Below are 25,601 nucleotides of genomic sequence, written 5' to 3'. Positions count from 1 at the left end.
ATGTAACGAACTGATACGAAATTTTGATGAAGTATATAAATAAATGATTCATAAACTACAAAAAGGGTTGTCTGTGTTATGATCTTTATTTTAGCTTCAAGATTCCTTTCCTATTATTTATTTGAAGGGTAAGGGCTGGTAAAACTATAATCCTCCCTTAATTTTACTGTCAGACGGCGGAGAACCTATAGCTATTACTTTAACGTTAAAAGAAAATTTGGAGATTAAATAAATGATAGGGGTATAAATTGTCATATTGAACTTTAAACCATATATCGTATCTTTTCTAAGTCAAAAGAGTAAAATATGATTTTTTAATCAAATAATTGAGACAAACTCATTTTTTTAATTTATGCGTACTATAGTAGTGATCGGGGGAGTAGTACTACTGCTTGTGCTTGGGAAGTTATTTTTCTTTGCTCAACCTGCTAAAAAGGATTCTAACAAGGGAAAGCCGGAGGCAGCTACTTCTGCCATGCTGGTGCAGGTTAAGGTGATGCAAAGGGAGACCATTTCTAATGAGATTTTTGCTTCGGGGACCGTTCTTCCCAACGAAGAGGTTGATTTGAAGTCGGAGCTTTCTGGTCGACTGGTTCAGCTGAAGATTGATGAGGGAGCGATTGTTAAAAAAGGGCAGCTAATTGCAAAAATAAATGATCGGGATATCCGTGCCCAGCTGCAGAAAGTAGCTTATAATCAAGATTTGGCACGAAGAAATGAGGAGCGCCAGAAAAAGTTACTCAAACTGGAAGCTATAAATTTACAGGACTACGATCTGACCGTTAACGACATCAATGTGTTGGGAGCGGAAAAGGAGGTTTTGGAGGCACAGCTAGAAAAGACAGAGATCCGGGCCCCCTTTTCGGGTCGAATAGGATTGAAAAACATTAGTGAGGGAGCATATCTGGCACCCGGAACATCCATTGCGACCATTGTTCAACGTAATCCGGTGAAGGTGGAATTTTCCGTTCCGGAAAAATACGCCCGGAGCATCCCCGTGGGAAGCATGGTAAAGTTAAGTTTAGAAGGAGAGGGGGCTCCTGTCAATGCGAGGATAATAGCATTAGACCCTAAAATTGATGAGTCACTTAGGACCTTGAAAGTAAGAGCTCTGGCACCAAACCCAGGGGAACGAATTGTTCCGGGTATGTTTGTAAAAGTGCAGGCAGGCCTGGCCTCGAATTCCAATGCTTTAATGATTCCAACGGAGGCAATTGTACCTGTGTTGAAGGGTAAAAAAGTCTATGTCATAAAATCGGGGGAAGCCCAGGAGGTGCTGGTTAAAACCGGCTTGCGGACGGATTCTCAGGTGGAGGTTCTGGAAGGATTGGCCGAGGGAGATTCGTTGATCACCTCTGGAATTATAGCGTTAAAAGCCAATATGCCTGTTCGGGTACGTTGATCGATGTGCGCTGATTTCAATATTCATTTTATTATTTCCTACCGATCTCAGTCATGAGTATTTCAACCTTATCGATTAAACGTCCTGTACTGGCCATCGTGATGAATTTACTCATCATTTTATTTGGCTTTTTAGGGTATACCTATTTAGGAATGAGGGAGTTTCCTTCTATTGATCCTCCTGTAGTGTCTATTAGAACAAGCTATACCGGAGCGAATGCCGACATCATAGAGTCGCAGATTACCGAACCGATTGAAAAACAGCTTAACAGCATTGGTGGAATAAAATCTATCAGTTCGACGAGTAGCCAGGGAGCAAGTCAGATAACGGTGGAGTTTGACCTGGGGGTGGACATGGAACGAGCTGCCAATGATGTTCGAGACAAGGTAGGGTCGGTCTCCCGATCCCTTCCCCAGGACCTGGACGGGCCTCCCATTGTAAGCAAGGCCGATGCCAATTCAGAGCCTATTATAGTATTAACTTTTACCAGTAATAGCAGATCTCATTTAGAAGTAAGCGATTATGCAGAGAATAATATCGTTCAACGTCTACAGACGATTGAAGGGGTAAGTGAGATCCGCATCTTTGGTCAAAAACGATATGCCATGCGTATTTGGATGGACCCCGTACGAATGGCGGCATTGGGAATCACCACGCAGGATGTCAAAAATGCACTCGACAAGGAGAACGTGGAACTTCCGAGTGGGAAGCTAACCGGTAATAACACCGAACTTACGGTAAAGACTATTGGTCGCTTTAGGACCGAAGAGGATTTTAACCAGTTAATAGTGAAGAATACGGCCACCCAGGTGGTGCATCTGGCGGATATAGGAATGGCGCAGCTAGGTCCCGAAAACGAAGAAACGGTTCTTCGCCTCGATAATGTTCCGATGATTGGCTTAGCCATTTCGCCTATGCCGGGAGCCAACTTCATCGATATTGCCGATGAGGTAAATGAAAGAATGGGGGAAATTAAAAAAGAACTTCCGGCTGACTATCAGTTGGAAACGCTGATCGATAACACGGTTTTCGTTAAGCACTCTATTGAAGAGGTAGGAGAGACTTTATTAATTGCGATTATTTTGGTCGTTCTCATTATCTATTTGTTTTTTAGAGATTGGCTCATCGCATTCAGACCCCTCATCGATATTCCGGTATCATTGATAGGTACCTTCTTTGTCATGTATATGATGGGGTATTCCATTAATGTATTAACCCTGTTGGCTATTGTTTTGGCGACAGGACTAGTCGTGGACGATGGTATTGTAGTGACGGAAAATATATTTAAAAAAATAGAGGAAGGTTTGAGTCCTATAGAAGCCGCCATCAAGGGGGCTAATGAGATACTTTTTGCGGTGCTCTCCACTTCGATTACCCTAGCAGCTGTATTTTTACCAGTGATCTTTATGGAGGGCTTTGTGGGTAAGCTTTTCAGAGAGTTTGGTATAGTTATATCCGCGGCCGTTTTGATTTCCGCCTTTGTATCGCTCACGCTCACCCCCATGCTCAATGCTTATCTGGTTCGGAAAAACCAGAAGAAAAGCTGGTTCTACGAAAAGACGGAACCCTTCTATGAGAAGCTGACCCAGGACTATGGTGCTGCATTAAGGTCATTTTTGAAAGTGCGCTGGGTATCATTGCCCCTGGTTGGGCTTACTCTGGTAATGATCTGGTTTTTTGGAAAGGACCTGCAAAGTGAATTAGCCCCGCTGGACGACCGGAATTGGTTTAGAATTTCGATGACTACCCCTGAAGGATCTTCATTCGAGTATACCGATGCATACGTACAAGGGGTAAGCCAGATGCTGATGGACTCTATGCCTGGAAGAAAGGGCCTTATGCTCATTACTTCTCCGGGCAACTCGGGCTTAGGTGCTACCAACGTAGGGAGTGGTCGTATTGCTTTAGTGGATAAGTCACAGCGCGAGGAAAGCCAACAGGAAATTGCGGACTATATCAATAAGAGACTGAAGAGTATGCCTGATGCCAAGTCGTTTGTAGTACAGCAGCAAACCATTGCAGTCGATTCCCGAGGGGGACTACCGATCCAGTATGTAATTCAGACTCCTGATTTTGAAAAACTCAGGGCATACCTTCCCAAATTTATGGAAGAGGTGGCCAAGGATCCAACTTTTGAGATTTCCGATGCCAACTTAAAATTCAGTAAGCCAGAAATTCAGATTAGTATAGACAGAGAGAAGGCCAAATCTCTGGGGGTATCGGTTCAAGATGTAGCACAGACGATGCAACTTGCATTTGCCGGCCAGCGTTTTGGATATTTTACCATGAACGGGCGGCAGTATCAGGTGATTGGGCAGTTCGATCGGGAGAATAGGGATGAACCTCTGGACTTAAAGAGTATGTTTGTCAAATCGTCATCAGGGCAGTTGATTCAGCTTGACAACATCATACGCACAGAAGAAGAGAGTAGTCCTCCTCAGCTATTTCATTATAATCGCTATATGAGTGCCACAGTTCAGGCGGCTCTCGCTCCGGGAAAGACGATAGGCGATGGCATTGAAGCAATGGATCGTATCCGGGATAAACTGAATGACGAGACCGTGCAAACTGCACTAAGTGGGGCTTCTCGCGATTATGCGGAGAGTGCTTCTAATACCTTATTCTCGTTCGTTCTAGCACTCATACTGGTCTATTTTATTCTGGCTGCACAGTTCGAAAGCTTTATAGATCCCTTCATTATTATGATTACAGTACCCTTAGCAATTGGAGGGGCCGTATTTTCCTTATGGTATTTCAATCAAACCCTGAATATCTTCAGCCAGATCGGAATGATCATGCTTATAGGCTTGGTGACCAAAAATGGGATATTGATTGTCGAGTTTGCCAATCAGCTCCGTGAGCAGGGAAGGAACGTCCATGAAGCGGCGGCTGAGGCTGCTACTTTGCGCTTCCGACCTATCCTGATGACCAGTTTGGCTACCACGCTGGGGGCTTTGCCCATTGCCATGGCATTAGGTTCGGCTGGTAAAAGTAGGATGTCTATGGGTATTGTTATTATGGGTGGTTTGATCTTCTCGTTGGTTTTGACCTTATATGTAATTCCCGCAATGTATACCTATTTATCTCGTAATAAGAACTACGATAAAATGCGTATGATTGAACGAATAGCCAGGGAGAGTGAGCTGGAAGGTATTTCGTAAAACAGCCGGATGGAGGGCATCCTAAGCACTCCATCCGGCTGTGTATGTCGTATTATAATCAGGCAGAAAGCTTTGTTTTTCCCATTTCTTTAAGCATGCGTACATGTGAGCCAAGGGCACTTACGAAGTCGCCCTTAGCGTTATACAAATAGCCAAACTCCAGGGCAGTCTGCTTTACAATGGGTGATAGTGCCCGGTAGTGAACGTGAGAAATAGATGGGAATAAATGGTGCTCAATCTGGTAATCCAGTCCCCCTATATACCAGGACAGAATTCTGTTTTTGCCTGCGAAATTAGAGGTAGTTTGCAGCTGATGCACGGCCCATGCATTTTCTATACATCCCTGGTGGTCGGGGATAGGCTGGTCGGTGCCCTCCACAACATGAGCCATTTGAAATACGGTACTTAGTATCATTCCTGCCGTACCATGCATTATAAAAAAACCTATAGCCCACTGCCCGAAAGTAAGAGAGGTAAAGAGTAAGGGTATTCCCAGAATAAAAATGATATAGGCCAGTTTACTGATTACCAATGTCACTAATTCTTTTTTAGGAAATGGCTTGGTCATTCCGCTTTCCGACATTTTATTGAAAAGAGATATTTCCTTAAAATCCTTCCACAAAAATGAAATGGTCATCAGGCTGTAAAGGAAGAAAGCATAGATATGTTGAAAACGATGAATATACTTTTGTTTTTCCTGAAAGGAGAGTCTTAGTAAAAACTTGCCTGTAATATCTTCGTCTACTTCATGGACATTGGTATAGGTATGATGTAGCCGATTATGTTGTACTTCCCAGTTATAGGCGTTCCCGCCCAGCAGATAGATGCTGGCACCTAAAATCTTATTAAGCCATTTTTGAGGTGCCAGTGAGCCATGTATGGCATCATGCATTACCGACATCCCAACGCCTGCCACTCCCAGACCCATCAAAATGGCCAGCCCGGCCATGGCCCAGTTGCTCAGGCTGCCAAAAAGGATAAAACCATAAGGAATTAAATACAGGGCCAGCATGAAAGCAGATTTATAAAGAATGGTATTTCCCCCGGATTTACTGAGTTGATTGCTGGCAAAATACTGGTCCACTCGCTGTCGAAGAACAGGGAAAAAGGCAGATTTTTCTGCGTTGGTGAATTTTATCTTATGAGTGGTCATGGGTTATAAGCCGTTGATGAATGGAGGGATTGTATTATCTTAACGACAATAGTACCCATAGAAATATATTAAAGGTAAGGGTAATTTTCACACCATTTGTTATGCCTATATGATGAAAATAGAAAATATCTATGTTTCATGGGGAGGTTTTCAAAATGATATTTGGATGGCGGGCAGTCGAAATCAATGTGTGGCGCAAAAAAAAGGGATAGCCTAGGCCATCCCTTTTTCTCTAATTTCTAAGTTTATCAAAGGGCAAAAGCTTCCTTAATCTGGTCGACGAAATCGAGTTTCTCCCAGGTGAAAAGTTCTACTTCCATTTCTTTAACTTCACCATTAGCCCCTTTAAAGGTTTTGGTAACGACTTCATTCTTACGGCCCATGTGTCCGTAAGCAGCAGTCTCAGAGTACATTGGATTACGCAATTTCAAGCGTTGCTCAATAGCATATGGACGCATATCAAAAATTTTGCCTAGTTTTTCAGCAATCACGCCGTCATTATCGGCTACCTTGGAAGTTCCGTAGGTATTTACATATAAGCCACAGGGCTTCGCTACCCCGATAGCGTAGGATACCTGCACCAATACCTCATCACAAAGGCCTGCAGCCACCATATTCTTAGCGATATGGCGAGTGGCATAGGCTGCCGAGCGGTCTACTTTAGACGGGTCTTTTCCGGAAAATGCACCACCACCATGAGCACCTTTTCCACCGTAGGTATCTACAATAATCTTACGACCTGTTAGCCCTGTGTCGCCATGAGGTCCACCGATAACAAATTTACCAGTTGGGTTAATATGGTAAGTAATATCGTCCGTGAAAAGGTGCTGGAGGCCTGGGGCCAATTTGGCTTTCACACGAGGAATTACAATTTCAATAATATCCGATTTGATTTTTGCCAACATTTTCGCTTCTTCGTCGAAGTCGTCATGTTGGGTCGATACCACGATGCTGTCGATACGCATGGGTACATTATCATCACTATATTCGATAGTAACCTGTGACTTTACATCGGGACGTAGGTAAGGAATTAGGTCTATTTCGTTATTACGGATGCTAGACATTTCCTGCAGGATCTTATGGGCAAGGTCCAGACCTAGAGGCATGAAGTTGTCCGTTTCCCGGGTGGCATAGCCAAACATCATTCCCTGGTCGCCAGCACCCTGTGCGTTGGCCTTGTCTTCAAAGTTCTCCGTGTCTGCAGCTCTGTCTATTCCCTGGTTGATATCGGCGCTCTGATCATGGATGGCCGATAGTATTCCGCAAGACTCTGCTTCAAACATGTATTCACTCTTAGTATATCCAATCTTACGGATTACTTCCCGAGTAATTTTTTGTACGTCCAAATAAGTATTGGTCTTTACCTCACCAGCCAATACAACCTGGCCGGTTGTTACTAGTGTTTCGCAAGCTACTTTACTATTAGTATCCCAGGCAAGGAAATTATCGATTAATGCGTCTGAGATTTGGTCTGCTACTTTGTCTGGATGTCCTTCCGAGACGGATTCCGAAGTGAATAGATATGGCATAAAATATTTTTTATTGAGAAACACCGCCGGAATGAATGTGTGATAGGGCGGTTAATATGGCAAAATTGAATTCTTTTAATATCTTTTCCAAGAATCCTTAGGGAAAAGTTTTCGTTTCTCCTGGTATAAATTCTAGGGTATACAACCCTCTTGTTTTTCCTAGGAAAGGGATAGAGGGCTGTGTTCTGAAAATAACCGGGGGGGAGTCCGCTTCCAATAGTTTATATCGGCACATTTACATGTCGTTCAGCATGGTAGCTAGATCGCACCAAGGGACCAGATTCTACGTATTTAAGTCCTCTTTTGAGTCCTTCCTCTTTGTATTTTTCAAACATTTCGGGAGTTATCCATTCAATGACCTCATGGTGCATTTTGGTAGGCTGAAGGTATTGGCCAAGCGTTAGAATATCGAGTCCGTTAGCGGCCAAGTCATCCATCGCTTTATACACCTCTTCAACGGTTTCGCCTAAACCAAGCATAATACCCGATTTTGTGCGTTGACCAGCTTCTTTAGTGCGTCTGATTTGCTCCAAACTGCGGGCATATTTAGCCTGAGGACGGACGGCTCGATAGAGTCTTTCCACCGTCTCCATATTATGGGAAACAACCTCCTGGCCTCCTTCGTACATACGTGCAAGCGCATCCCAGTTATTTTTAACATCGGGGATCAGCGTTTCAATGGTAGTCTCTGGCGTGTTGGCCTTAATTTGTATGACAGTTTGGTACCAGATTTCGGCTCCTCTGTCTTTTAGCTCATCCCTATTTACCGATGTGATCACCGCATGCTTTACCTGCATTAGTTGTATGGCTTCGGCCACACGGCGGGGTTCATCTACGTCGTATTCGTTTGGACGGCCGGTAGCTACCGCACAAAAGCTACAGCTTCGGGTGCATACATTTCCAAGAATCATAAAGGTAGCCGTACCAGCACCCCAGCACTCTCCCATATTAGGACAGCTTCCACTCTCACAAATGGTATGAAGTTTATAATTGTCAACGAGCTGCCTGACTTTCCGAAATTCGGGGCCAGCGGGTAATTTAACTCTTAGCCAATCTGGACGTTTCTTGCGCTCAGATGGTATTACGGGTAATTCAATCATATTTTTATGTTCATTCAGGCACAAAGCCCAGGCATTTACCAAAGAGATTTGGATGTAAAGTTACCGTTTTTTGGTTCCGAAGTACAGGGTAATATAACCTGAAGTGTAAAAACTTCGGTTGTCAGCCCAGGCCATAATCTGCGCCTTACGGGTAAAGGCTTCTGCCAGAAACCCGATTTCCAATCCAGTAACATTTTCTCGGAAAGCACTTAACTCAAAGCTTAAGGCAGTCTTTACATGAAGACCTGGTATGATTTTACTCTGACCAAAGCCTTGAAAAAAACTCCCAGCTCCAACAATACCTGCCGACTGAGAACTACTGGTATGTTTAACCGGATCGAATGCTGCAGTTATAATTCGGCCATCGGTATCTTTATACTGGATCATATAAGGCTTTTCTATTCCCAATGAAGGACCTGCAGCCAAAATAGCACTGATCGATATTCCTTCATCTTCGTGTCGGTTGAAGAGGGTAATCTCTCTTCCATATTCAGGACGGAGTACGAATAAATAGTTTTGCTTGCCAAAAACCAGACGTTTGCCCGTAACGAAATCCTGCTCAGAAAGCTCCTTCGGATGTTTCACATTTACCAGTTCCACGGCCAGATAACGATACTGGTTCTTACCCATGAAATTGCTGTTCAGGGCGGATGACTGCCGGAAGACAGCCCCTCCCAGAATCCCCGAATTGGTGTTGGTGGTAAGACCGACAGAGGTAAATGTTTTGTAGGTCTCCTCACTATCCGTGATCTTGCTTCGTCGTTGGGCCTGCAGATTTAGTGAAAGAAACACTAATAAACAGGTGCTGAAAATGGTAGGTATATAGCGCATATAGGTACTCAACAAATTTCTGGATGGTCTATAGTTTCTCTAAATTTGATATCAATATAGGAAGTATTTGGCATATTGCCTTCTGAACTGCCCTACTCCATAACGGTTTTTACTACTTTTATGTTCTTAATGATGGATAAAGTAACCGGATTCGCCTACTAAAATTTAATAGACGGAATTCTGGCAGCACTAATCCTGGATCCATTGCCTGGGTGCTGTTGAGCATTTGCTTTGGAGGCTTAGGATTTTCTTATTCATATAACAAAAATAGTCAACTATCTAATTCAAAGTATTTGGTGACCCTTATTTATAATCTTGGAATACAATTAATGGCCTGGCTGATGTCAGTAGCCGCTTATTTTAGTCCCAAAATACGCCTGGGAGTAGAAGGTCGAAAAGGGCTTAAAGCACGATTACAGCATTTTAAAGATGGATTGCCCGCCCATAAACCTATTGCCCTGTTCCACGCTGCCTCTCTGGGAGAGTTCGAGCAGGGTCGGCCGGTGATAGAGGCATTTAAAGCGCAGTATCCGGGATACAGTATTGTTCTTACCTTTTTTTCGCCCTCAGGTTACGAAATTCGAAAAAATTATTCTGGTGCCGATTTTATCTGCTATCTTCCCCTGGATACTCCTGCCAACAGTAGGTGGTTCGTCGAGATTCTTAAGCCTAGAATCGCCTTCTTTATTAAATACGAATTTTGGTATAATATATTACAGAATCTGGAGCAAAATGGAACGCTTATCCTTTCATTTTCAACTATTTTCCGCCCTCATCAATTATTTTTTAAATCCTATGCCAGCTTCTATAGGGAGATGCTGAACAAATTTGATTTTATTTTTGTACAGAACGAGGAGTCTATGTCCCTTTTGGCATCCATTGAGCACCCAAGTTATGGACTCGCGGGAGACACACGTTTTGATAGGGTATATAGTATTGCCCTACAGGCGCAACCCATCGCTTCAATTGAACCCTTCGTTACCGATCTGCCCATCCTGATAGCGGGTTCAGTATGGTCCCAGGATATGGAAGTGTTGATTACCGTCCTTAACCAAAAGAAAGGAAGGATGAAAGCCATCATTGCTCCGCATGAAATAAAACCGGATCAGATTCAGAAATGGTGCGAAGCATTGGATGGTAAATCCATACGCTATTCTCAATTGCCTGAAGGCAGTCTTGCGCAATCGGACTTTTTATTCATAGACAATATCGGGATGCTTTCTTCCTTATACCAATATGGTCAGATGGCCTATATAGGGGGCTCATTTGGGGCTGGTTTGCATAATACCTTAGAGGCGGCCACTTTTGGTTTGCCGCTTGTTTTTGGAAATAGGGCTTATCACCGGTTTAAGGAGGCTATAGACCTGATTGGCTTAGGGGGAGCCCAAACGGTATCGAATAGCAAAGAGCTAGATGGGGTGATTGAAAATTGGCTGGCCAATGAAGCGGCCAGGCAAGGTGCGAGTAGGACGAATTCAGCGTATATACTTGATAATCTAGGAGCCACTGAGACCATTATGAATCGGGTAGATTCCTTTTTGTTATCCCGATATGGCCCAAAGTAAGGGCCATATCGGGAAGTGCCCTAATTAGAGAATTCCTTGGAGATCAGATGTTCAAATAAATAGGCTTGGGTTCCTAAGAGTCGCGACTTAGCCCCTAGTTTGGAGATATGTATAGCCAGAGTGTTTTTGAAATCGGACAGACAATATTTATTAATGGCTTGGGCGATGGGATTCGAAATGAAAGGTCCGGCTTCAGCCAATAAACCTCCAATGATTACCACCTCCGGATTGAATAGGTGCACGGCTGTGGCTAGGCCTTTGCCTAGTTCAAAACCCAGGTTGCTAAGAAGGTCGATGGAGAATTCGTCTCCGGCATGTGCGGCTTCTATGATATGTACCGTATCCAGTTCTGCAATACGATGATTTACTATTTTAGTTAAGGTGGTAGCTTTTCCCTGAGCAATTCCTTCTTTGGCCTGCTCAATAAGGGCCTCTGCCGATGTTATGGTATCCAGGCAACCAATTTTTCCACAGTGACAGAGGGCTCCATCGGGTTTGACCTGAATATGGCCAAGCTCGCCGGCAAATCCCGAAGCTCCGTTGAATAATTCTCCATTGATAATCACGCCAAGTCCTACTCCCCAATCGATATTCACCGTCAGAACCTGCGACTTGTTAACGGCGAAACCAAAGCGGTGCTCACCTATAGTAGTAGCCTTGGTGTCGTTGAACAGGCATACGGGAATTCCAAAATGTGCTTTTAAAGCCGACACCAGGGGTTGGTTGTCTTTGGTAAGATTCTGATAAGTGAGATTGCTACCATGCGATGCATTGATCAATCCTGGCATCGATACGCCTATTCCCCATAATTTAGAGACTGAGATATTATGAGTGGCCAGAAAAGAATCTGTTTCTGCATATAAATTTTCTAGGAAATCTGGGGTGTCTTCTAGTTTTATATCAACTTTCTTCTTAATTATGAGCTGATTATACAGGTCGAAAATTACAAATTGGGTACCATGGCGGTTGATGTCCATGATCAGGGTGAGGTACTTTTTTGAGTTTAATCCGTATAATACCGGAGGCCTGCCTGCGCGAGCCGGTCCCGTTCCGGTTTCAACTATCCATCCTTCCCGCATCAGTTCATTGACGATACCCGTCGCTGAGGGGATGCTGGCATGAAATAAACGGGCCATTTTATTGATTGAAGTATCTCCGTTTTTATATAAATGAGACAAAAGATTACTTCTAATTTTGTTCTTACGAATATCTATTACCGAGCTGGATTCTGCTTCTAGTTCCATGATTATTGTATAGGATGTATTTAATTAACTGCCCGACTTTTGTAATATTTTTATAAAAAAATGACATTAGCTGGTAAGTGCAGTACAAGATAGTGCGATTTTTTAAAAATTCTTATTATTAAAGCCAATTTATGTTTGGTTGTGCAATTGAAAGCAAAAGTACTAGAGCACTATTTTATACTTTTTTACTTATTAATTTGGGTATATTAATTGGAGGTCCGGGCATTGTATTCTCCAGGAGTATCAGGAGTTATACAAGAAAATATTGCCGAATGGCCAAAGAATCTCTTATCTTCGTTTCTTACTGATTTTATTAGACTTTACAATATTGTGTTAAGAAAAGGCTTGGTTACGCGGTCCACGGGTTCATGGTATGATGTCAGAGATATCGCTGATGAGCATGTATGGCAATGCCGTTTAAAGGGGAAATTTAAAGTATTAGGCCTCAAAGTTACCAACCCGATAGCGGTTGGAGATTATGTCAAGTTCGAAATCGAGGACGAACACGAAAATTTTGGTATTATATCAGAAATTCTACCTCGCGATAATTACGTAATTCGGAGTTCGGTACATAAAACGGGCCATGGCCATCTAATTGCTGCCAATGTAGATCAGGCGATACTGATTGCTACTCTGGTTTTCCCAAAAACTTCTTTAGGTTTTATAGATCGCTTTTTGGTTGCCATTGAGACTTTTAGAATCCCAGGGATTATTATATTTAATAAATTGGATCTGCTCTCCGAAGATATTCAGCCCATATTATTGGAGTTAATGGACTTATACGAAGGGTTGGGCTATCAATGTCTGGCTACAAGTGCGACAGAATCTATGGGGCTTCAGGCCTTTGAAAAACTTCTGTCCGGAAAAACTTCCCTGCTTTCGGGGCACTCAGGGGTGGGCAAATCAACCTTGGTGAATGCCATTGCGCCAGATTTGGATTTAAGAACTCAGGAGGTATCGACCTTTGCCAATAAAGGGGTGCATACCACAACTTTCGCTGAGATGTTCGAACTGCATAAAGGGACCTTTATCATCGACTCTCCAGGGATCAAAGAATTGGGATTAGCGGACATGAGTCCCGAAGAAATAGCTCATTCATTTCCGGAAATGAGGGCTTTACTTAACGAATGTAGATTCAATAATTGTCGGCATATTAATGAACCGGGTTGCGCCGTAAAGGAGCAAGTAATGGAAGGAGGCATCGCCCTATCCCGTTACGAAAGCTATTTGAGCATGGTGGGAGGATCGGATAATAGAAAATAAGGGAACGAATTTATTTTGAAGATGATCAATGTGGAACATATTGGGATCGCAGTGGCCGATCTCACTGAAGCAGAAAAACTATATACCCGTTTGCTCAACACCCCGGCCTATAAACACGAGACAGTGGAATCCGAATCGGTTTCAACGGCATTTTTTAAGGTGAATGCTACCAAAATAGAATTACTTCAATCGACTACTGCTGACGGGACCATTGCTCGTTTTATAGAAAAAAAAGGGCAAGGCATACATCATATCGCTTTTGAAGTAGAGGATATTACAACGGAAATGGCAAGACTTAAAAAGGAGGGTTTTCGGCTCCTAAGCGATTCGCCCAAAAAAGGTGCAGACAATAAGTTGGTTTGTTTCGTACACCCCAAGGATAGCCAGGGGGTACTGATCGAAATCTGCCAGGAGCGCCGGAGTTCCCCGTCATCAGAAGGGGAGCCCTACGGCAATATTGAGAACTAGGTTTTCTTTTCTCCAATCCTTACTTCCAAATCTTATCTCGTTAAATACCCAGGGGTTTTTATATTCCGCAGGTGCTTCGGGGTCATCCAGGTTAATTCGTTCGGCCGTATACCAAGGCTTTCTAAATGGAGTGGCCAAATCGAGGCGGAATACAAGGAATGAGAAGTCGAGCCTGAGTCCCAAGCCTCCGCCCACAGCCACCTGATTTAGAAAGTCACTACTGATAATGGCTGACTCTCCGTAACCGGCCCGGTCCGCATCGGGGAAGGACCAGATATTTCCTGCATCGGCAAATACGGCAAGATTAAACAGGCTGCTCAGCTTAATTCTGAATTCGGTGTTGAATTCCAGACGAATATCTCCCAGAGACTGATACCCCAGCTGGGCGATAGATACGGAGTCGGGACGGTAGGCACCTGGGCCCAGGGAACGTGCACGGAAAGCCCTTAGCCCTGTGCTACCCCCAGCAAAGTATTGTAAAAACTGAGGGGTGAAGCTGTCCTTCGAGTTTCCATAAGGAAGAACGGCCCCGGCCAGCAGCCGGTTGGCCCATTTGATCTTTGAAGAAAGTGTTCGGTAGTACCGTACTTCCCCTTCCGCCTTCCCATACTGAAAAATTGGTACCCCTAAAAACTCCTTGGGATCTCCTTCTGTGCTATTGGCTGGTGCCAATGCACTCAGGATATTGCCTCCGTATTCCAGGGCGCCATTTATTATGAATTGGTCTTTGCTAAATGGCTTAGGAGTAGGCCTGTAGCTGATTTTGTAAGCCGAACCAGCAATGAAATACTTAGACTCCAATATTTTCAAATAGCGGTCGACATCTAAGGGATTGGTGTTCGGGTTGAAAATAATATCATCCAATCGGTTGGTATTAATATTTCGGGGTTCAATAAAGTTAAGGGAGATAGGGGTAAGGGTATGTTCCAGCTGAGAACTTTTGCTCCATACGTATGACCAATCTCCACGAATAGATGTAGTGGTGAAGAAGCCTTTTTGTACCCGGTTTTCATAATTTAATGAAAGGATGGTCTTGGGCAGAAGTTCATTCTGCTCAGGTCGGATTTTGAAAAAAGGTATTACAAATCGTGGGAAGGATAAATCAGCCTTTCCTCCATAGCGGTAGTATTCATTGCCTATGCGATTAGGATTTTCGATTTTGTTGCCACCTAGCTGCACGTCAAATCCAAAATAGCCATTGATGGTGAGCATTTCAGCTCCTTTGAACAGGTTTCGGTTTTTCCAGTTAATATCCAATTGAGAACCACCTAAACCATTCGATTTGGTGCTGGCACTAAGAATGGTCTGCAGGGATTTCTTCTTCATTGGCGACAAATCATAATGCAAATCCAGTAGGGCGGAATCGGATCGAGGAACGAGTTCAAAGCGATTTTTTACGAACTTAAAATTCTGCAGGTTTACCAACCGGGTCAGGGAAACGTTTTGCTTCGTATTGGTATACATACTACCTGGCCTGAAGCTAATGGCATCGTAGAAAATTCTCCGCTTGTATCTCTTACCTGGATCCTGGATCCGTATTCCTACTCTTCTGGTTTTTCCTTCCAATAGTAGGGAGTCGGCCAAGGTATTTTCCCGGGTACCCGTGTTTACATGGATGTGTTGAATATAATACTGTTTTAAAGCGGTTTGTACAGTCTCTTTTTTAAGCTCCAGATAGAGATTTACTTGTTGTGGTCCCAAAGTAGAATCCGCCCGACCAATGGTCGAATCGACTTTGACGATAAGGTAGTCTGGGTTGAAATAATAGTAACCTTTTCCTTTCAGCTCATTATCTATGCGGCTTCTTTCCGCACTGATGACCTCAAGACGAACGGGAGAGCCCTTGGTCAGATAAGTCTCCTTCTTACTTTTCACCAAGTCTTTATTAAACGTACTGCTATCTTCTACGACATATTGCACCTGGTTGATGACATAACGCGGCATTATATAGGCCTGATAATCTATAGTAGCCGTGCGCTTTTTGGTGGGATTGAGTTTTCCTGTCGCAGTAGAGCGGTAGTAGCCTTCATTGTCGAGAAAGCCCTCAATGTTCCCTGCGTTAATTTCTGCAATTCGCTGGGTCGCGATCACGGGCGGTTCCCCCAGTTTGCCTCGGAACCAGCTCCTGAGTCCGCCCTCATCTTTTGGTTCTCCTATAAAATAGTACCACCAAACTTTCCAGGGGAATCCGAAAATAGTTTTATTAGGCGTGGGCTTTGTAATCTCCGATAGGCTCGACTCTAGGCCCGAAACACTGGGCTTGGTGAGGGAATCAGGGATAACCTTAATTGAATTGCCTACATACAAGTTCTGACCTTCGGGAACGAATCTTTTGATAGAGCACGCACTCATCCATATACTGACCAGTAAAAAGGCTATTATCTTAATTCTCATCTTGTTGCTTTTTGAAAAATTCTTTTAATAGATCGTAATCAGCCGTAACGATAAAACTTACACCTGTTTCGATTATAAATCCTTCCAGAATAGATTGATATTGATTTTTACGGTAGGCACGGAAAAGGTATCGACCATCGCGGGATAGGGAGTAGTCCAGGGCGATATTGTCGAAAACTTCTGTGGAACCATTGGCGCCCCCACTATTTTCTAGTTCGAAATTTTTCCCAACCGATATTTTTAATCGATCGTTAAGGAAAGCTTTGCTTACTCCTACGTTCAGGTCAGTACGGGCTCCTGCTGTTTGATCAGTAGTCGAATTGAGATCCAGATCCACATCCACTCCTTTAACCAAATCCCCTGCTAAATTATTAAGCTGGTCGCTTAGAAGCTGGCTAACACTCTGACGGGCTATTGCTTCAGCACTGGAGTTAATATCGACACCTTTGCTGCTCTGATCGGTGATAAACCGGTTGGTAAGTAGCAATGCAAACGCTTGTTTGTTTACCTCGGAAGGATTATCATTCATGTTAATCCAGAACGGTTGACCCTGGATCTCCTTGGCAAGGTCTTGACTTACGTCGCTTGAGGGGGTCACATTGAATGTTATGTTAGGATTGCTCAGGTTACCGGTAATAATGATCTGAACATCGATGGGTACCTTTCGTCCTCCTGTCAAATTGGTAGATATGGATCCCGGATCGACCATTACCGAATAACTGGCAGTGATATTCAGATCCGCCTTCATGGGATCTCCTGACCATATCAAATTGCTTCCTTTTTGAATATCAAATTTTCTTTTTAAAATTTCTAAAGTGATGTCGTAGGATCCTTGCGTTACATCGTAGGCACCCAGCAAAAACATTTCTCCGTTCGGTGCTACCCCTGCCGTCATCTGAGCATTCCCTTTCAGCTTGATATTGTCGCCGTTGAGCTCGTCGAGAACGACAGTGAATTGCGATTTGTCGTCCACATCAAGATCTACCGTTATTTGGGTCACAAAGTCATTGGTCACTTTTTTACTTGCCTCCATTTCCGGAACCTCTGCTGTTGGAGTAGAATCGCTCATGTCGACAAATTGTATAACACCCTGAGCGGCATCTCCTGCTTCACTGACTTCGTCCAGCATCACGAAAGTGATATTGCTTCCGGGGTTCACTTTTACCTTACCATCGACAATTGAGTTGGCTCCCTTTCCTTTCACAGTTAAGTCGGCATTAATCATGGCCTTACCATAAAACATCTCATTTTGTTTTTGGGTGGAATTAAGGGCCACGAAGTTCTTCGTGTCAATCTTTAAGTCGTAGGCTACATCAGGCAGATTGGCAATGTTTACGTTTCCATTCACCCTTAGACTTTGGTCGAGGGAATCCTTTAGTATGAAGTTATTAAATACGATCTGCTGACCTTTCAGGTCGATCTTTTGCTGATCTAAACGGTAGCGGGAACCTAGCTGCGTTACATTAAATGCGAAATCATTGAATAGAAGTGCTCCGTTTAATTTGGGACTATCGGTGCTACCGGTAATAACAGCCTTCCCCGACAGATTGCCTGTGGCTTTCTGAATCTCTCCAAAACTAAAAGCTTCAACCGTTTTTCCACTGAAAGACTTCAAATCGAGATTGAAATCGATATTGTCTTTCTTCTCGAGAAAGTAATGACCCGTCATTTTTACGTCGTTACCTTGGCCGATAAGTGATAAATCGATGGCAATGTCTTTTTCCTTTTTATTGTCGGTCTCCACCTTTAATTCTCCTAGAGGAATCTGCATTAAGGCAAGATCTCTGATGTCGAAACTGCCGGTAAATGAGGGCGTAGTCATGAAATTTTGTACTTCCATGTCTCCATTGAGAATTCCGTTCAACAGGGTTGTATCCTGAGTAAAGGCGGCTACGAGTGGTCCAAGATCAATATTTTGCATGGTAATATCGAGTGGACTGTTGGCTGCCTCATCCTTACTATTGATTCTGAGGGATTGCCCTTCCCGAAGAAATGCGATATTATTAACCCAGACGCTGTCGGGGGCATATTCTATAAAGCCTTCGGATGGAGTTTGCCATGGGTTGTAATCGATAAGAAGGCCATCCCGAAAACTTAAGCTGTAATGGGAGCCATCTACAGCAATATTGCCATTCAGTGCATGACGTTCCGTTTGAACTGAATCGCGTACAATAAAATCGTAGCGAATATTATTATCGGCGATATCTGTTTGCAGGGAAGCATTCTGCATGCGGAAGCCTCCGGTACTCAGCTGGTTCAGCGTGGCATTCATGCCAGCTTGACTAGTATGGTTGAAAAAGTCGATCTTAACTCCTTCCGTTCGGATGCTGTCGTAACTCATTAGAGGCAGCTGCAACATAGCAACTAAAGAGGAGTCTGCCCGATTGTCCAGTCGGGCATCGAAACGGACGCCGCGCATTTCTTGTAGCTGCGGAACGAAAATTCCGATAGCCGGGTGGTTGTTTAAGGTCGCCGAAATGGAAATATTCACGGGTTCACTCACTTCGGTATAGGTCAAGTCTGGAGACTTCAGATGCTGTCCTACCTCTGTCAAAACGGCATCAGCAAGGATATTATAATTATAATTTCCGCTCATATTCAACTTGAGCATGGGAGACGCTACTTCGGCCATTTTTGTTCCGGCACTATCGCTCAGAGCCATGTGAACACTGTCTACACCAATCGGGCGGCCGTGGTGGGTGAGCATAAGGTCTGCGATGTCTACTGTTCCTATCGGATTTTCGGGATTGGTAGAGGGAAAATCAAATTTCACCTTCCCTTTCACTGCCAGCGAATCGGCATAAAGGTTAAGGGCTGTCAGATCCAGTTGATCGATTTCCATGGTACCCGAAGCAGTGGGGAACTCCTGGCTAATGTCGGCCTGTCCATTTAAACGTAAATTAATATTACCGTCTTCTATGTTTGCTTTGACATTGGCCTTGCCGTGGTCTATTCCCCCATCAAGGGTTAGGTTATTATACGTATAACCCTTCACCGAGGCACTGGCGATATTTCCCGTTATATTGGCTTGCATAGTGCCCATAGCGTAGCCAGTTCCAGATAAGTTGGTGTTCAAAGTTAGCTTTCCCAATTCTTCTGGGGGCTGTTTTAGCAATCGGCCCATATCAAAATTTTCGAAAGCTAAGTCTCCGTTGTATTCAGCTCTTATGCTGTCTGTGATATTTTTAAGGTTTCCTGAAAAAGTGCCAGAGCCAAAGGTGGTATTGATAGTAGTCGTAAGATCCATGTTGGCCATATTCCCCTTCGCGGAACCAACGATACGAATGGAGTCGGGTAATTCTATTGAAGCAGGGAGGGTACTGTCAGGAAGCATACTAACTAAGTTCGCCTTGGTGGTCGACAGTTCCTTTAGGGTAATATTGAGGCCTAATTTATCCGGGTCTGGCAGACCTTTAATATTGCCCGACAGATCTAAGACGGTGGCATCTATCATCTTAAATCGAGCATTTGCAATGTTTAGGTCGTCCACCGTGCCGCTCACACGCGCCGAACCAGAGACATTTCCATTAGGATTTTTTTCAAAGGGAGGTGTTTGGGACAAATCTGGTACGAGATGTAGAATGTCAGCGAAGCCGACCTTACTATCCTTCAAATTGAGTGTTACCTGAACTTTGGAAGGATCATTAGAAAGCTCATTTAGGTTATTATATTTGAGTATAAGTTCGTCGCGAAGCGTGGTGTTGCTTGTTGTCAGCAATAAATCTTTGAGGTAGGTTTGCTTCGCTCCATAGGCAAAATTGGTGGTGAACTTGTTGATTCCAAATCCACTCTTCTCCCTGAAACTGGCAGCGGCCAAATTTCCAGCAATATTGTCATCAGAAAAGAGAAAATCTTTGAGCGATACATTAAGTTTACTGATAGCAAGATGGGCATAATCCATGCCCTTGGCTATCGCCGGAGAATTATGGTCATCGTAACGAAGTGCATTGTCTATCAGGGTCAGAGTCCCAATCCGGGCGGTCCATCCAGGAGTCGCAGCCGAAGCGGACATATCGGCCGGAGGCACATCCTTTGAAGTAGCAGCAGGTACTAACTGCTTCTTTTTTTCAAAGGCTGCAAATGCATCCATGTTGTCGATTAGGACATCCCGGATATCAACATTCTGACTGGCGACATGGACTTTATTTACGTGTCCCTTGAGCCTGCCTAGCTCTACGCCATTGGTAAGTCCACTGGTTTCGTCTATAAAGGACCATTTAAATTGCTGAATGTCTATGTCTCCCACATTGATATTTAGGGTGTCGCTCGGATCTGCTGGGGGAGAGGGTGCAGCTTTAACGGGCAGCGCTTCGTATAAACGAAGGGCTGCTTCGCTTTTTTTCAGGAAAACCTGTGACGGATGATAAGTGGACGTGGTTGGATTAAATGCCTTAAATGCTATATAAGCCGAATCTATACGAGTGGAGGCATCGGTTCCGATAACGGCATCTTTATAGGTTAGACGTATGTTTTTAAGGATTATTTTGTCCAGACGCATATTGAGAGGCTCACTGGCGAGGGTATCGGCGGGGTCGGGTGCCGAAGCAAAAGCATCAGCAATAAACTGAAAATTAAATACTGTGTCTGGTAAAGAGCGGTGAATATTGGCGGTAAGGCCATCTACCTCCACCGAATTGATGCCGACATCACCCTTTATCAGGTTATACATGTCCAAATCCATCCTGATTTTACGGCCGGATAGTAAAGTGTCCCCCTGCATATCTGCGAAGAAGACGCCTTCTAAAACGATCCAATCGGGAATATCAAATCGTATTTTTTCGATATTTACATTGCTTCGAAGCTTTTTTCGGAGGAAGGTATTTACTTGGGATGTTAGCAGGTTTTGGCCAAAAGGGGTTTGAATACCATAGATAACGATACCCAATATTAGGAGGAGTGTGAGTATAATAATTGCTAATACCTTAAGTACTTTCTTCATGGGCCCGTGGTCCTTTGTGCTGATGTTTGGTTGTAGTGTATGTCATAATAAAAACCTGGGCCATCTTCTAGAAAAGGACCCAGGTTTTCGGTAATATCGGAATACTAACGTATAAATACTTCCTCAGGTATAGATTTATTGATCTCCAACTGTGAAGCAATGGTTACCGCTTTTTTATCGACAGTGTTAATCTCTACCATTTTGGCAGGATAAAGTATCCCAAAATCAGATTTAGTATAATTAGAAAGGTCGGTAGTAGTCTCTACTCCGGCCATAGTTTCCTTCTTCCGGACAAGCAGCCCCGTCTTGGCATCGAACCACAAATTATATTTGATTTCCTTCCCTTGTAACTCCACCTGGTTGGTCAACACCTTGTTGAGTGTTTCTTGCCCAACGGTTGTGGCAACAAATCCCCGATTTTGATAGTCCATAAAAGGTACGAGCTGATCATATATTTCGTAGCGCATATTGGTCTGCTCGGCAGGGCTAAGGTCACGAACGTCCATTTTACTTCCAATCGGTACTTTAATCCATCCTTCCTTATCCTTCACGCCATAAACAAAGCTCCGTCTCATTATGGTTTTGGACTTGTACATTGCATTTTCTGGAATCGACACCGATATATCGGCCGTGTAGGGCGTAGCAGAAGGGGCGGAAAAGCTTTGCTTTAAGGTATACGTCTTGATCGAATCCCATAACTTTTTGCCACCGGTGGCCTGATAATAGTTTGCAAAAATAGTATCAACCGGTATTTTCTGGCCATAACTGGTGACCGACACAAAAAGTATAAGTATCAGTACATTTATTAATTTTTTCATATTGATGATTTTATTGATTTACAGTCAACTGTCTTAAAACTTTATCTAATATAGGGGTTAGACACTGGAATTGAGTGAAGGTTTAAGAATTTAAATTAATCAATATTCCAGAGATATACCAAACCTGCTGCAGTAAAAGATCACAAAAATAATACCTTCCCTCTTAGTCAGCACCCCTTCCTGGGAATATTCGCTCCCATAATTATACGTTTGCCCCTTATTGTCATATTTATCTGTGGCCCGGTTAGGCATTCAAATAAAAAATATAGAAATTCGGAGATAAAATTAATATACTCCTTATAATGTTCAAAAAAACTATTTTACTCTTCCTGGTGTTGGGTACTGCTATTGGTGCTCATGCCCAACAATTTAAAGCCCTATTGTTTACTCGAACTGCGGGCTTCCATCATCAATCGATTCATGAGGGTGTAGCAGGTGTCCGGCAGTTGGCACAGCGTCATAACTTTTCCGTGGACTGGCAGGAGTCTCCCGGCGTATTTAATGAGAAACAATTGAAAAATTATGATGTGGTTATTTTTTTAAATACCACCGGGGATGTTCTGAATGCAGAGCAGCAAACGGCCTTTGAAAAGTTTATTCAATCTGGTAAAGGCTGGGTAGGTGTGCACGCGGCGGCTGACACAGAATATGACTGGGACTGGTATACCCGTATGGTGGGCATGATGTTCAACACGCACCCTGCTCAGCAGACGGCTTATCTGGATGTTGTTGATAATAATTTTCCGGGGTTAGAGCGCTTCCCTAAGCGGATGCTTTGGACAGACGAATGGTATGAATATCAGAAGCCTTATAAGTCAAATTATCTGAAATTCCTGATTACACTGGACGAGAAAACCTATAATCCCAAGACTTCTAAAGGGACGGGCATGGGCGATGTCCATCCCATCGCCTGGTACCATGCCTTCGACGGGGGGCGGGCATTTTATACCGGCCTGGGGCACATAGGTCTCGTATATTCAGACCAGTCGTTCCTGGATCACCTCTATGGAGGTATCTATTGGGCTGCTACAGGAAAGGGTATTCGTTAATCCAGACGAATGATATCGTAAACAAAAAAATCCTCCATATCAGAGGATTTTTTTGTTTACGATAAGCTAAACTTTAGGCGTCATCACTAGAAGCCGAAATTTTTCCAAAACGATATTGAAAAGTAAGGCTCATCTGACGATTGGTCTGTTGCCACAATGAATTCTGTAAATAAGTGCTGGTGGCTAGTTGCGTTTTATAGGCCCTGGAGAGAAATATATCCTGGACACTTAAGGAAAGGGTTGCCTTTCGTTCCATAAAATTTTTGCGAAGACCCATATTGGCTACCATCACACCTTCGCGTTTACCTTGAGCCACGGCTCTAGGTCCTTCATAATTGATATAGGCAGATGCTCTAAAGTCTAGTGGGAGTTTTATAAAGGCATTCACGTTTCCGGAATAACTCCAGGTTCTGTTATCTATCTGCGCGAGAGCGGACACTACTTCGCTGCGAAAGAGTCTTCCGCTTGCATTTATTTTTACTGTTTCGCCGATGCGCTGAAAAAAGTCAGTCTCGAACCCATAAGAGAGCTCCCGACCTACATTATCATATCGCGAAGTGGAAATCCCTTCTTCGTCGATGGTCTTAATTCGGGTGATTGCATTATTACTATAATCCATGAAAAGTGATGGACCGAAGCCAGTATTCTCTTCATAATTTGAATAACCCAATTCTGCTTTATGGGTAAACTCAGGTTTCAGGTTCGGATTTCCTGTGTTCAGATTTCGTGGATCCGATACATCGGTAAATGGATTCAGCCAGGCTGCGTTGGGTCTCTGCACCCTGCGGCTATAATTTAGCTTAAGTTGTGCTGCGTCAGAGAGTTTCCTGGTCACGGCTAAAGAAGGTACCAATGTTAGAAAATGAACATCAAAGGATTGGTTGATGTTAACCTGATTGATGGTCTGATTGTAGTCAGTAACCCTTAAGCCAGCTCTCAGGCCCCATAAATCAGTTTTTTGTGAGAAGGTGGAGTAACCTGTATAAAGCGCATCTGAATAGGAAAAAATATTGCTAATGTTTGGGTCGAAGAGATAATCCTCACTTTCAGGATTGTATATAAAAAAGCTATTGGTATTGTCATCCGTGTTAAAGCGAGCACGCACACCTACTTCTACGGTCGCTTTTGGTGTTACCGGCCAGGTGTAATCCGAATTCAGATAAATTGATTTCCGGTCGTTGACTTTGTTGTTTTGCTGGCTGAGGAGGAGGGAGGCAAGGTTGCCCACTTGTTCGAAGTCTGTATCACTGTCGGAACCTCCAATAGAATAGCTCGCCGTAAAACTGAGGAGATGGTCTTTTTCGCGGAATTTCTGCCGAAGATCGACGTACATATTCATATTGTCGCCTATACCATCCTGGTCTGACGTTCTGGTGAACTCTTCTAATACAGTTGATGCGTCATTGGTAGTAAGGTTCAGATAATCGGTTGTATTGACAAAATAATTTCTGGAATAATTCATTCCTCCAGAAAGAGTAGTTTTCTCTGTGAAATCATAATTGATTCCGAACCGGCCAAAAAGATCTCCGTCGTAGTTGCCGCCAGTCCCATTTTGTGAAAGGTAGGTAGTTTCTTCGCTAAGCAGATTGACACGATCTAATGTGCGCTTCCAATAGCGATTGCGGATGGCCGCACTAGCCGAAGCATTTACCCCTAGCTTACCCCTTCTCAGGCTCACATTCCCCGATCCATTATAATTATCCTTATTGCCTAAGGTAAGCCTACCACCTCCATTAACACCTTGAATTTTCGTTTTTTTGGTGATAATATCAATGACTCCCGAGGCTCCATCGCCTTCGTATTTGGCCGAAGGAGTCGTCATTACGTCGATGCGCTCTATCAAATCGGCCGGAAATGATTTTAAGATGGTCGGTAGATCGTTGCCATACATGCTGGAAGGTTTGCCATCTATTAGCACGACTACATTGCCTTTTCCACGTACCTGTGGATTGCCATTTTCATCCAGGGATACCGCAGGTACCTTTTCCAGTAAGTCGCTAACATTATTACTGGTAGCGAGCATGTCCTGCCCGATATTGACGATTTTCTTGTCTATATCATTGATGATCATAGTCTTCTCCGCCCTTACCACCACTTCGTTGAGCTTAGTAGCTTCACTTGTGAGTACTAAGGTACCTACGTCCACAACATTCGCTTCTGCGTTAACGGCAATCTTATCTACCGTCAAGGTCTGATAGCCCATATTGGTTACTCTCAACAAATAGGAGCCTGCCTTTACATTAGTAATGGAGAAAACCCCATTTTCGTCCGCTACTGCACCATCTGCTATCGAAGAATCTCTGGCTGCCATCAGGGCTACGGTAGCAAAACTTACCGCATTTGAGTTGCCGGCCTCAACTACTTTGCCGATTATTTTGCTGCCTTCCACCCCTAAGACGATAGAAGTTGCTGAACTCCGGAGCATATTGGCCTTCCCTGCGTGGGTCTGGGCAATGGATAAACAACATAGTAGAATAGCACTGATAGGGAAATGTCGAGTCACAATAAAGGGGTTATAATTTTATATAGAAATCAAATATTGCCAGAAGGTCTGGAAGGTAGTGGTGGGAACAAAGATCAGAATTTGAAAAAGAATTGTCAAACCCACGTTTACAAATTTTAACGGCGTAAATACAGAATATGTTACATCTAAAACGAAAAAAAACCGAATTATATGATTTTTGA

At 43.6% G+C, this 25,601-nt stretch carries 15 protein-coding genes; 6 read left to right on the top strand and 9 right to left on the bottom strand.

What is annotated here, in order from left to right:
- Positions 1-352: 352 nt before the first annotated feature.
- Positions 353-1,402, top strand: a complete 1,050-nt coding sequence (locus tag X939_RS0118510; protein ID WP_025764772.1) for an efflux RND transporter periplasmic adaptor subunit — start codon at positions 353-355, stop codon at positions 1,400-1,402.
- Between the two features lie 53 nt (positions 1,403-1,455).
- Complete coding sequence (locus X939_RS0118505) at positions 1,456-4,563, top strand: efflux RND transporter permease subunit (RefSeq protein WP_025764771.1); 3,108 nt, start codon at positions 1,456-1,458, stop codon at positions 4,561-4,563.
- Positions 4,564-4,621: 58 nt separating this feature from the next.
- On the opposite strand, the gene X939_RS0118500 is transcribed toward X939_RS0118505, so the two are convergent.
- From X939_RS0118500 to X939_RS0118480, 4 genes are all read right to left on the bottom strand, one after another.
- Complete coding sequence (locus X939_RS0118500; RefSeq protein ID WP_025764770.1) at positions 4,622-5,716, bottom strand: fatty acid desaturase family protein; 1,095 nt, start codon at positions 5,714-5,716, stop codon at positions 4,622-4,624.
- Positions 5,717-5,964: 248 nt separating this feature from the next.
- Entirely contained in the window at positions 5,965-7,245 is a 1,281-nt protein-coding gene (metK, locus tag X939_RS0118490; protein WP_025764769.1) for a methionine adenosyltransferase, read from the bottom strand.
- A 221-nt stretch (positions 7,246-7,466) separates the two neighbouring features.
- Positions 7,467-8,345 carry a lipoyl synthase gene (gene lipA, locus X939_RS0118485; RefSeq protein ID WP_025764768.1) on the bottom strand — a complete coding sequence of 293 codons (879 nt, stop codon included), beginning with the start codon at positions 8,343-8,345 and terminating at the stop codon, positions 7,467-7,469.
- 60 nt (positions 8,346-8,405) lie between these two features.
- Positions 8,406-9,176, bottom strand: a complete 771-nt coding sequence (locus tag X939_RS0118480; RefSeq protein ID WP_025764767.1) for a hypothetical protein — start codon at positions 9,174-9,176, stop codon at positions 8,406-8,408.
- 296 nt (positions 9,177-9,472) lie between these two features.
- Between X939_RS0118480 and X939_RS0118475 the strand changes: the two genes are divergently transcribed.
- Positions 9,473-10,741 carry a 3-deoxy-D-manno-octulosonic acid transferase gene (locus tag X939_RS0118475; protein ID WP_310588078.1) on the top strand — a complete coding sequence of 423 codons (1,269 nt, stop codon included), beginning with the start codon at positions 9,473-9,475 and terminating at the stop codon, positions 10,739-10,741.
- 20 nt (positions 10,742-10,761) lie between these two features.
- On the opposite strand, the gene X939_RS0118470 is transcribed toward X939_RS0118475, so the two are convergent.
- The gene (locus X939_RS0118470; protein WP_025764765.1) at positions 10,762-11,985 is read right to left on the bottom strand and encodes an ROK family protein; all 1,224 of its coding nucleotides are present in this window, start codon (positions 11,983-11,985) and stop codon (positions 10,762-10,764) included.
- Between the two features lie 327 nt (positions 11,986-12,312).
- Here X939_RS0118470 and rsgA point away from each other — a divergent pair, with 327 nt between their 5' ends.
- Positions 12,313-13,248 carry a ribosome small subunit-dependent GTPase A gene (gene rsgA, locus X939_RS0118465; RefSeq protein ID WP_025764764.1) on the top strand — a complete coding sequence of 312 codons (936 nt, stop codon included), beginning with the start codon at positions 12,313-12,315 and terminating at the stop codon, positions 13,246-13,248.
- A gap of 21 nt (positions 13,249-13,269) precedes the next feature.
- Positions 13,270-13,716: a methylmalonyl-CoA epimerase gene (gene mce, locus X939_RS0118460; RefSeq protein WP_025764763.1), complete on the top strand. Its 447-nt coding sequence runs from the start codon at positions 13,270-13,272 to the stop codon at positions 13,714-13,716.
- Here the strand turns inward: mce and tamL are convergent.
- The 3 genes from tamL to X939_RS0118445 all read right to left on the bottom strand — a co-directional run bounded on the left by tamL (position 13,681) and on the right by X939_RS0118445 (position 21,867).
- Positions 13,681-16,110, bottom strand: coding sequence for a translocation and assembly module lipoprotein TamL (tamL, locus tag X939_RS0118455; protein WP_025764762.1), 2,430 nt, complete (start codon positions 16,108-16,110; stop codon positions 13,681-13,683). The genes mce and tamL overlap by 36 nt on opposite strands.
- On the bottom strand, positions 16,100-21,049 hold the full coding sequence (locus X939_RS0118450; RefSeq protein WP_025764761.1) for a translocation/assembly module TamB domain-containing protein: 4,950 nt from the start codon (positions 21,047-21,049) through the stop codon (positions 16,100-16,102). Before X939_RS0118450 ends, tamL begins: the two co-directional genes overlap by 11 nt.
- Positions 21,050-21,153: 104 nt before the next feature.
- Positions 21,154-21,867, bottom strand: a complete 714-nt coding sequence (locus tag X939_RS0118445; RefSeq protein WP_025764760.1) for a hypothetical protein — start codon at positions 21,865-21,867, stop codon at positions 21,154-21,156.
- A gap of 302 nt (positions 21,868-22,169) precedes the next feature.
- Here X939_RS0118445 and X939_RS0118435 point away from each other — a divergent pair, with 302 nt between their 5' ends.
- Positions 22,170-22,916 carry a ThuA domain-containing protein gene (locus X939_RS0118435; RefSeq protein ID WP_025764759.1) on the top strand — a complete coding sequence of 249 codons (747 nt, stop codon included), beginning with the start codon at positions 22,170-22,172 and terminating at the stop codon, positions 22,914-22,916.
- A 73-nt stretch (positions 22,917-22,989) separates the two neighbouring features.
- On the opposite strand, the gene X939_RS0118430 is transcribed toward X939_RS0118435, so the two are convergent.
- Positions 22,990-25,419, bottom strand: coding sequence for a TonB-dependent receptor (locus X939_RS0118430; RefSeq protein WP_229236101.1), 2,430 nt, complete (start codon positions 25,417-25,419; stop codon positions 22,990-22,992).
- Positions 25,420-25,601: the final 182 nt, after the last annotated feature.

It is taken from the genome of Dyadobacter tibetensis Y620-1 (assembly GCF_000566685.1).
Taxonomy (GTDB): Bacteria; Bacteroidota; Bacteroidia; order Cytophagales; family Spirosomataceae; genus Dyadobacter; species Dyadobacter tibetensis.
This window is presented reverse-complemented; position numbering and strand designations above follow the sequence as displayed.

Bases quoted from the DNA above. Each gene is read 5' to 3' on its own strand.
- lipA (WP_025764768.1), bottom strand. From the start codon at position 8,345: ATGATTGAATTACCCGTAATACCATCTGAGCGCAAGAAACGTCCAGAT.
- X939_RS0118445 (WP_025764760.1), bottom strand. From the start codon at position 21,867: ATGAAAAAATTAATAAATGTACTGATACTTATACTTTTTGTGTCGGTC.
- tamL (WP_025764762.1), bottom strand. From the start codon at position 16,110: ATGAGAATTAAGATAATAGCCTTTTTACTGGTCAGTATATGGATGAGT.
- X939_RS0118450 (WP_025764761.1), bottom strand. From the start codon at position 21,049: ATGAAGAAAGTACTTAAGGTATTAGCAATTATTATACTCACACTCCTC.
- X939_RS0118470 (WP_025764765.1), bottom strand. From the start codon at position 11,985: ATGGAACTAGAAGCAGAATCCAGCTCGGTAATAGATATTCGTAAGAAC.
- X939_RS0118505 (WP_025764771.1), top strand. From the start codon at position 1,456: ATGAGTATTTCAACCTTATCGATTAAACGTCCTGTACTGGCCATCGTG.
- X939_RS0118435 (WP_025764759.1), top strand. From the start codon at position 22,170: ATGTTCAAAAAAACTATTTTACTCTTCCTGGTGTTGGGTACTGCTATT.
- X939_RS0118500 (WP_025764770.1), bottom strand. From the start codon at position 5,716: ATGACCACTCATAAGATAAAATTCACCAACGCAGAAAAATCTGCCTTT.
- metK (WP_025764769.1), bottom strand. From the start codon at position 7,245: ATGCCATATCTATTCACTTCGGAATCCGTCTCGGAAGGACATCCAGAC.
- X939_RS0118510 (WP_025764772.1), top strand. From the start codon at position 353: ATGCGTACTATAGTAGTGATCGGGGGAGTAGTACTACTGCTTGTGCTT.
- X939_RS0118480 (WP_025764767.1), bottom strand. From the start codon at position 9,176: ATGCGCTATATACCTACCATTTTCAGCACCTGTTTATTAGTGTTTCTT.
- mce (WP_025764763.1), top strand. From the start codon at position 13,270: ATGATCAATGTGGAACATATTGGGATCGCAGTGGCCGATCTCACTGAA.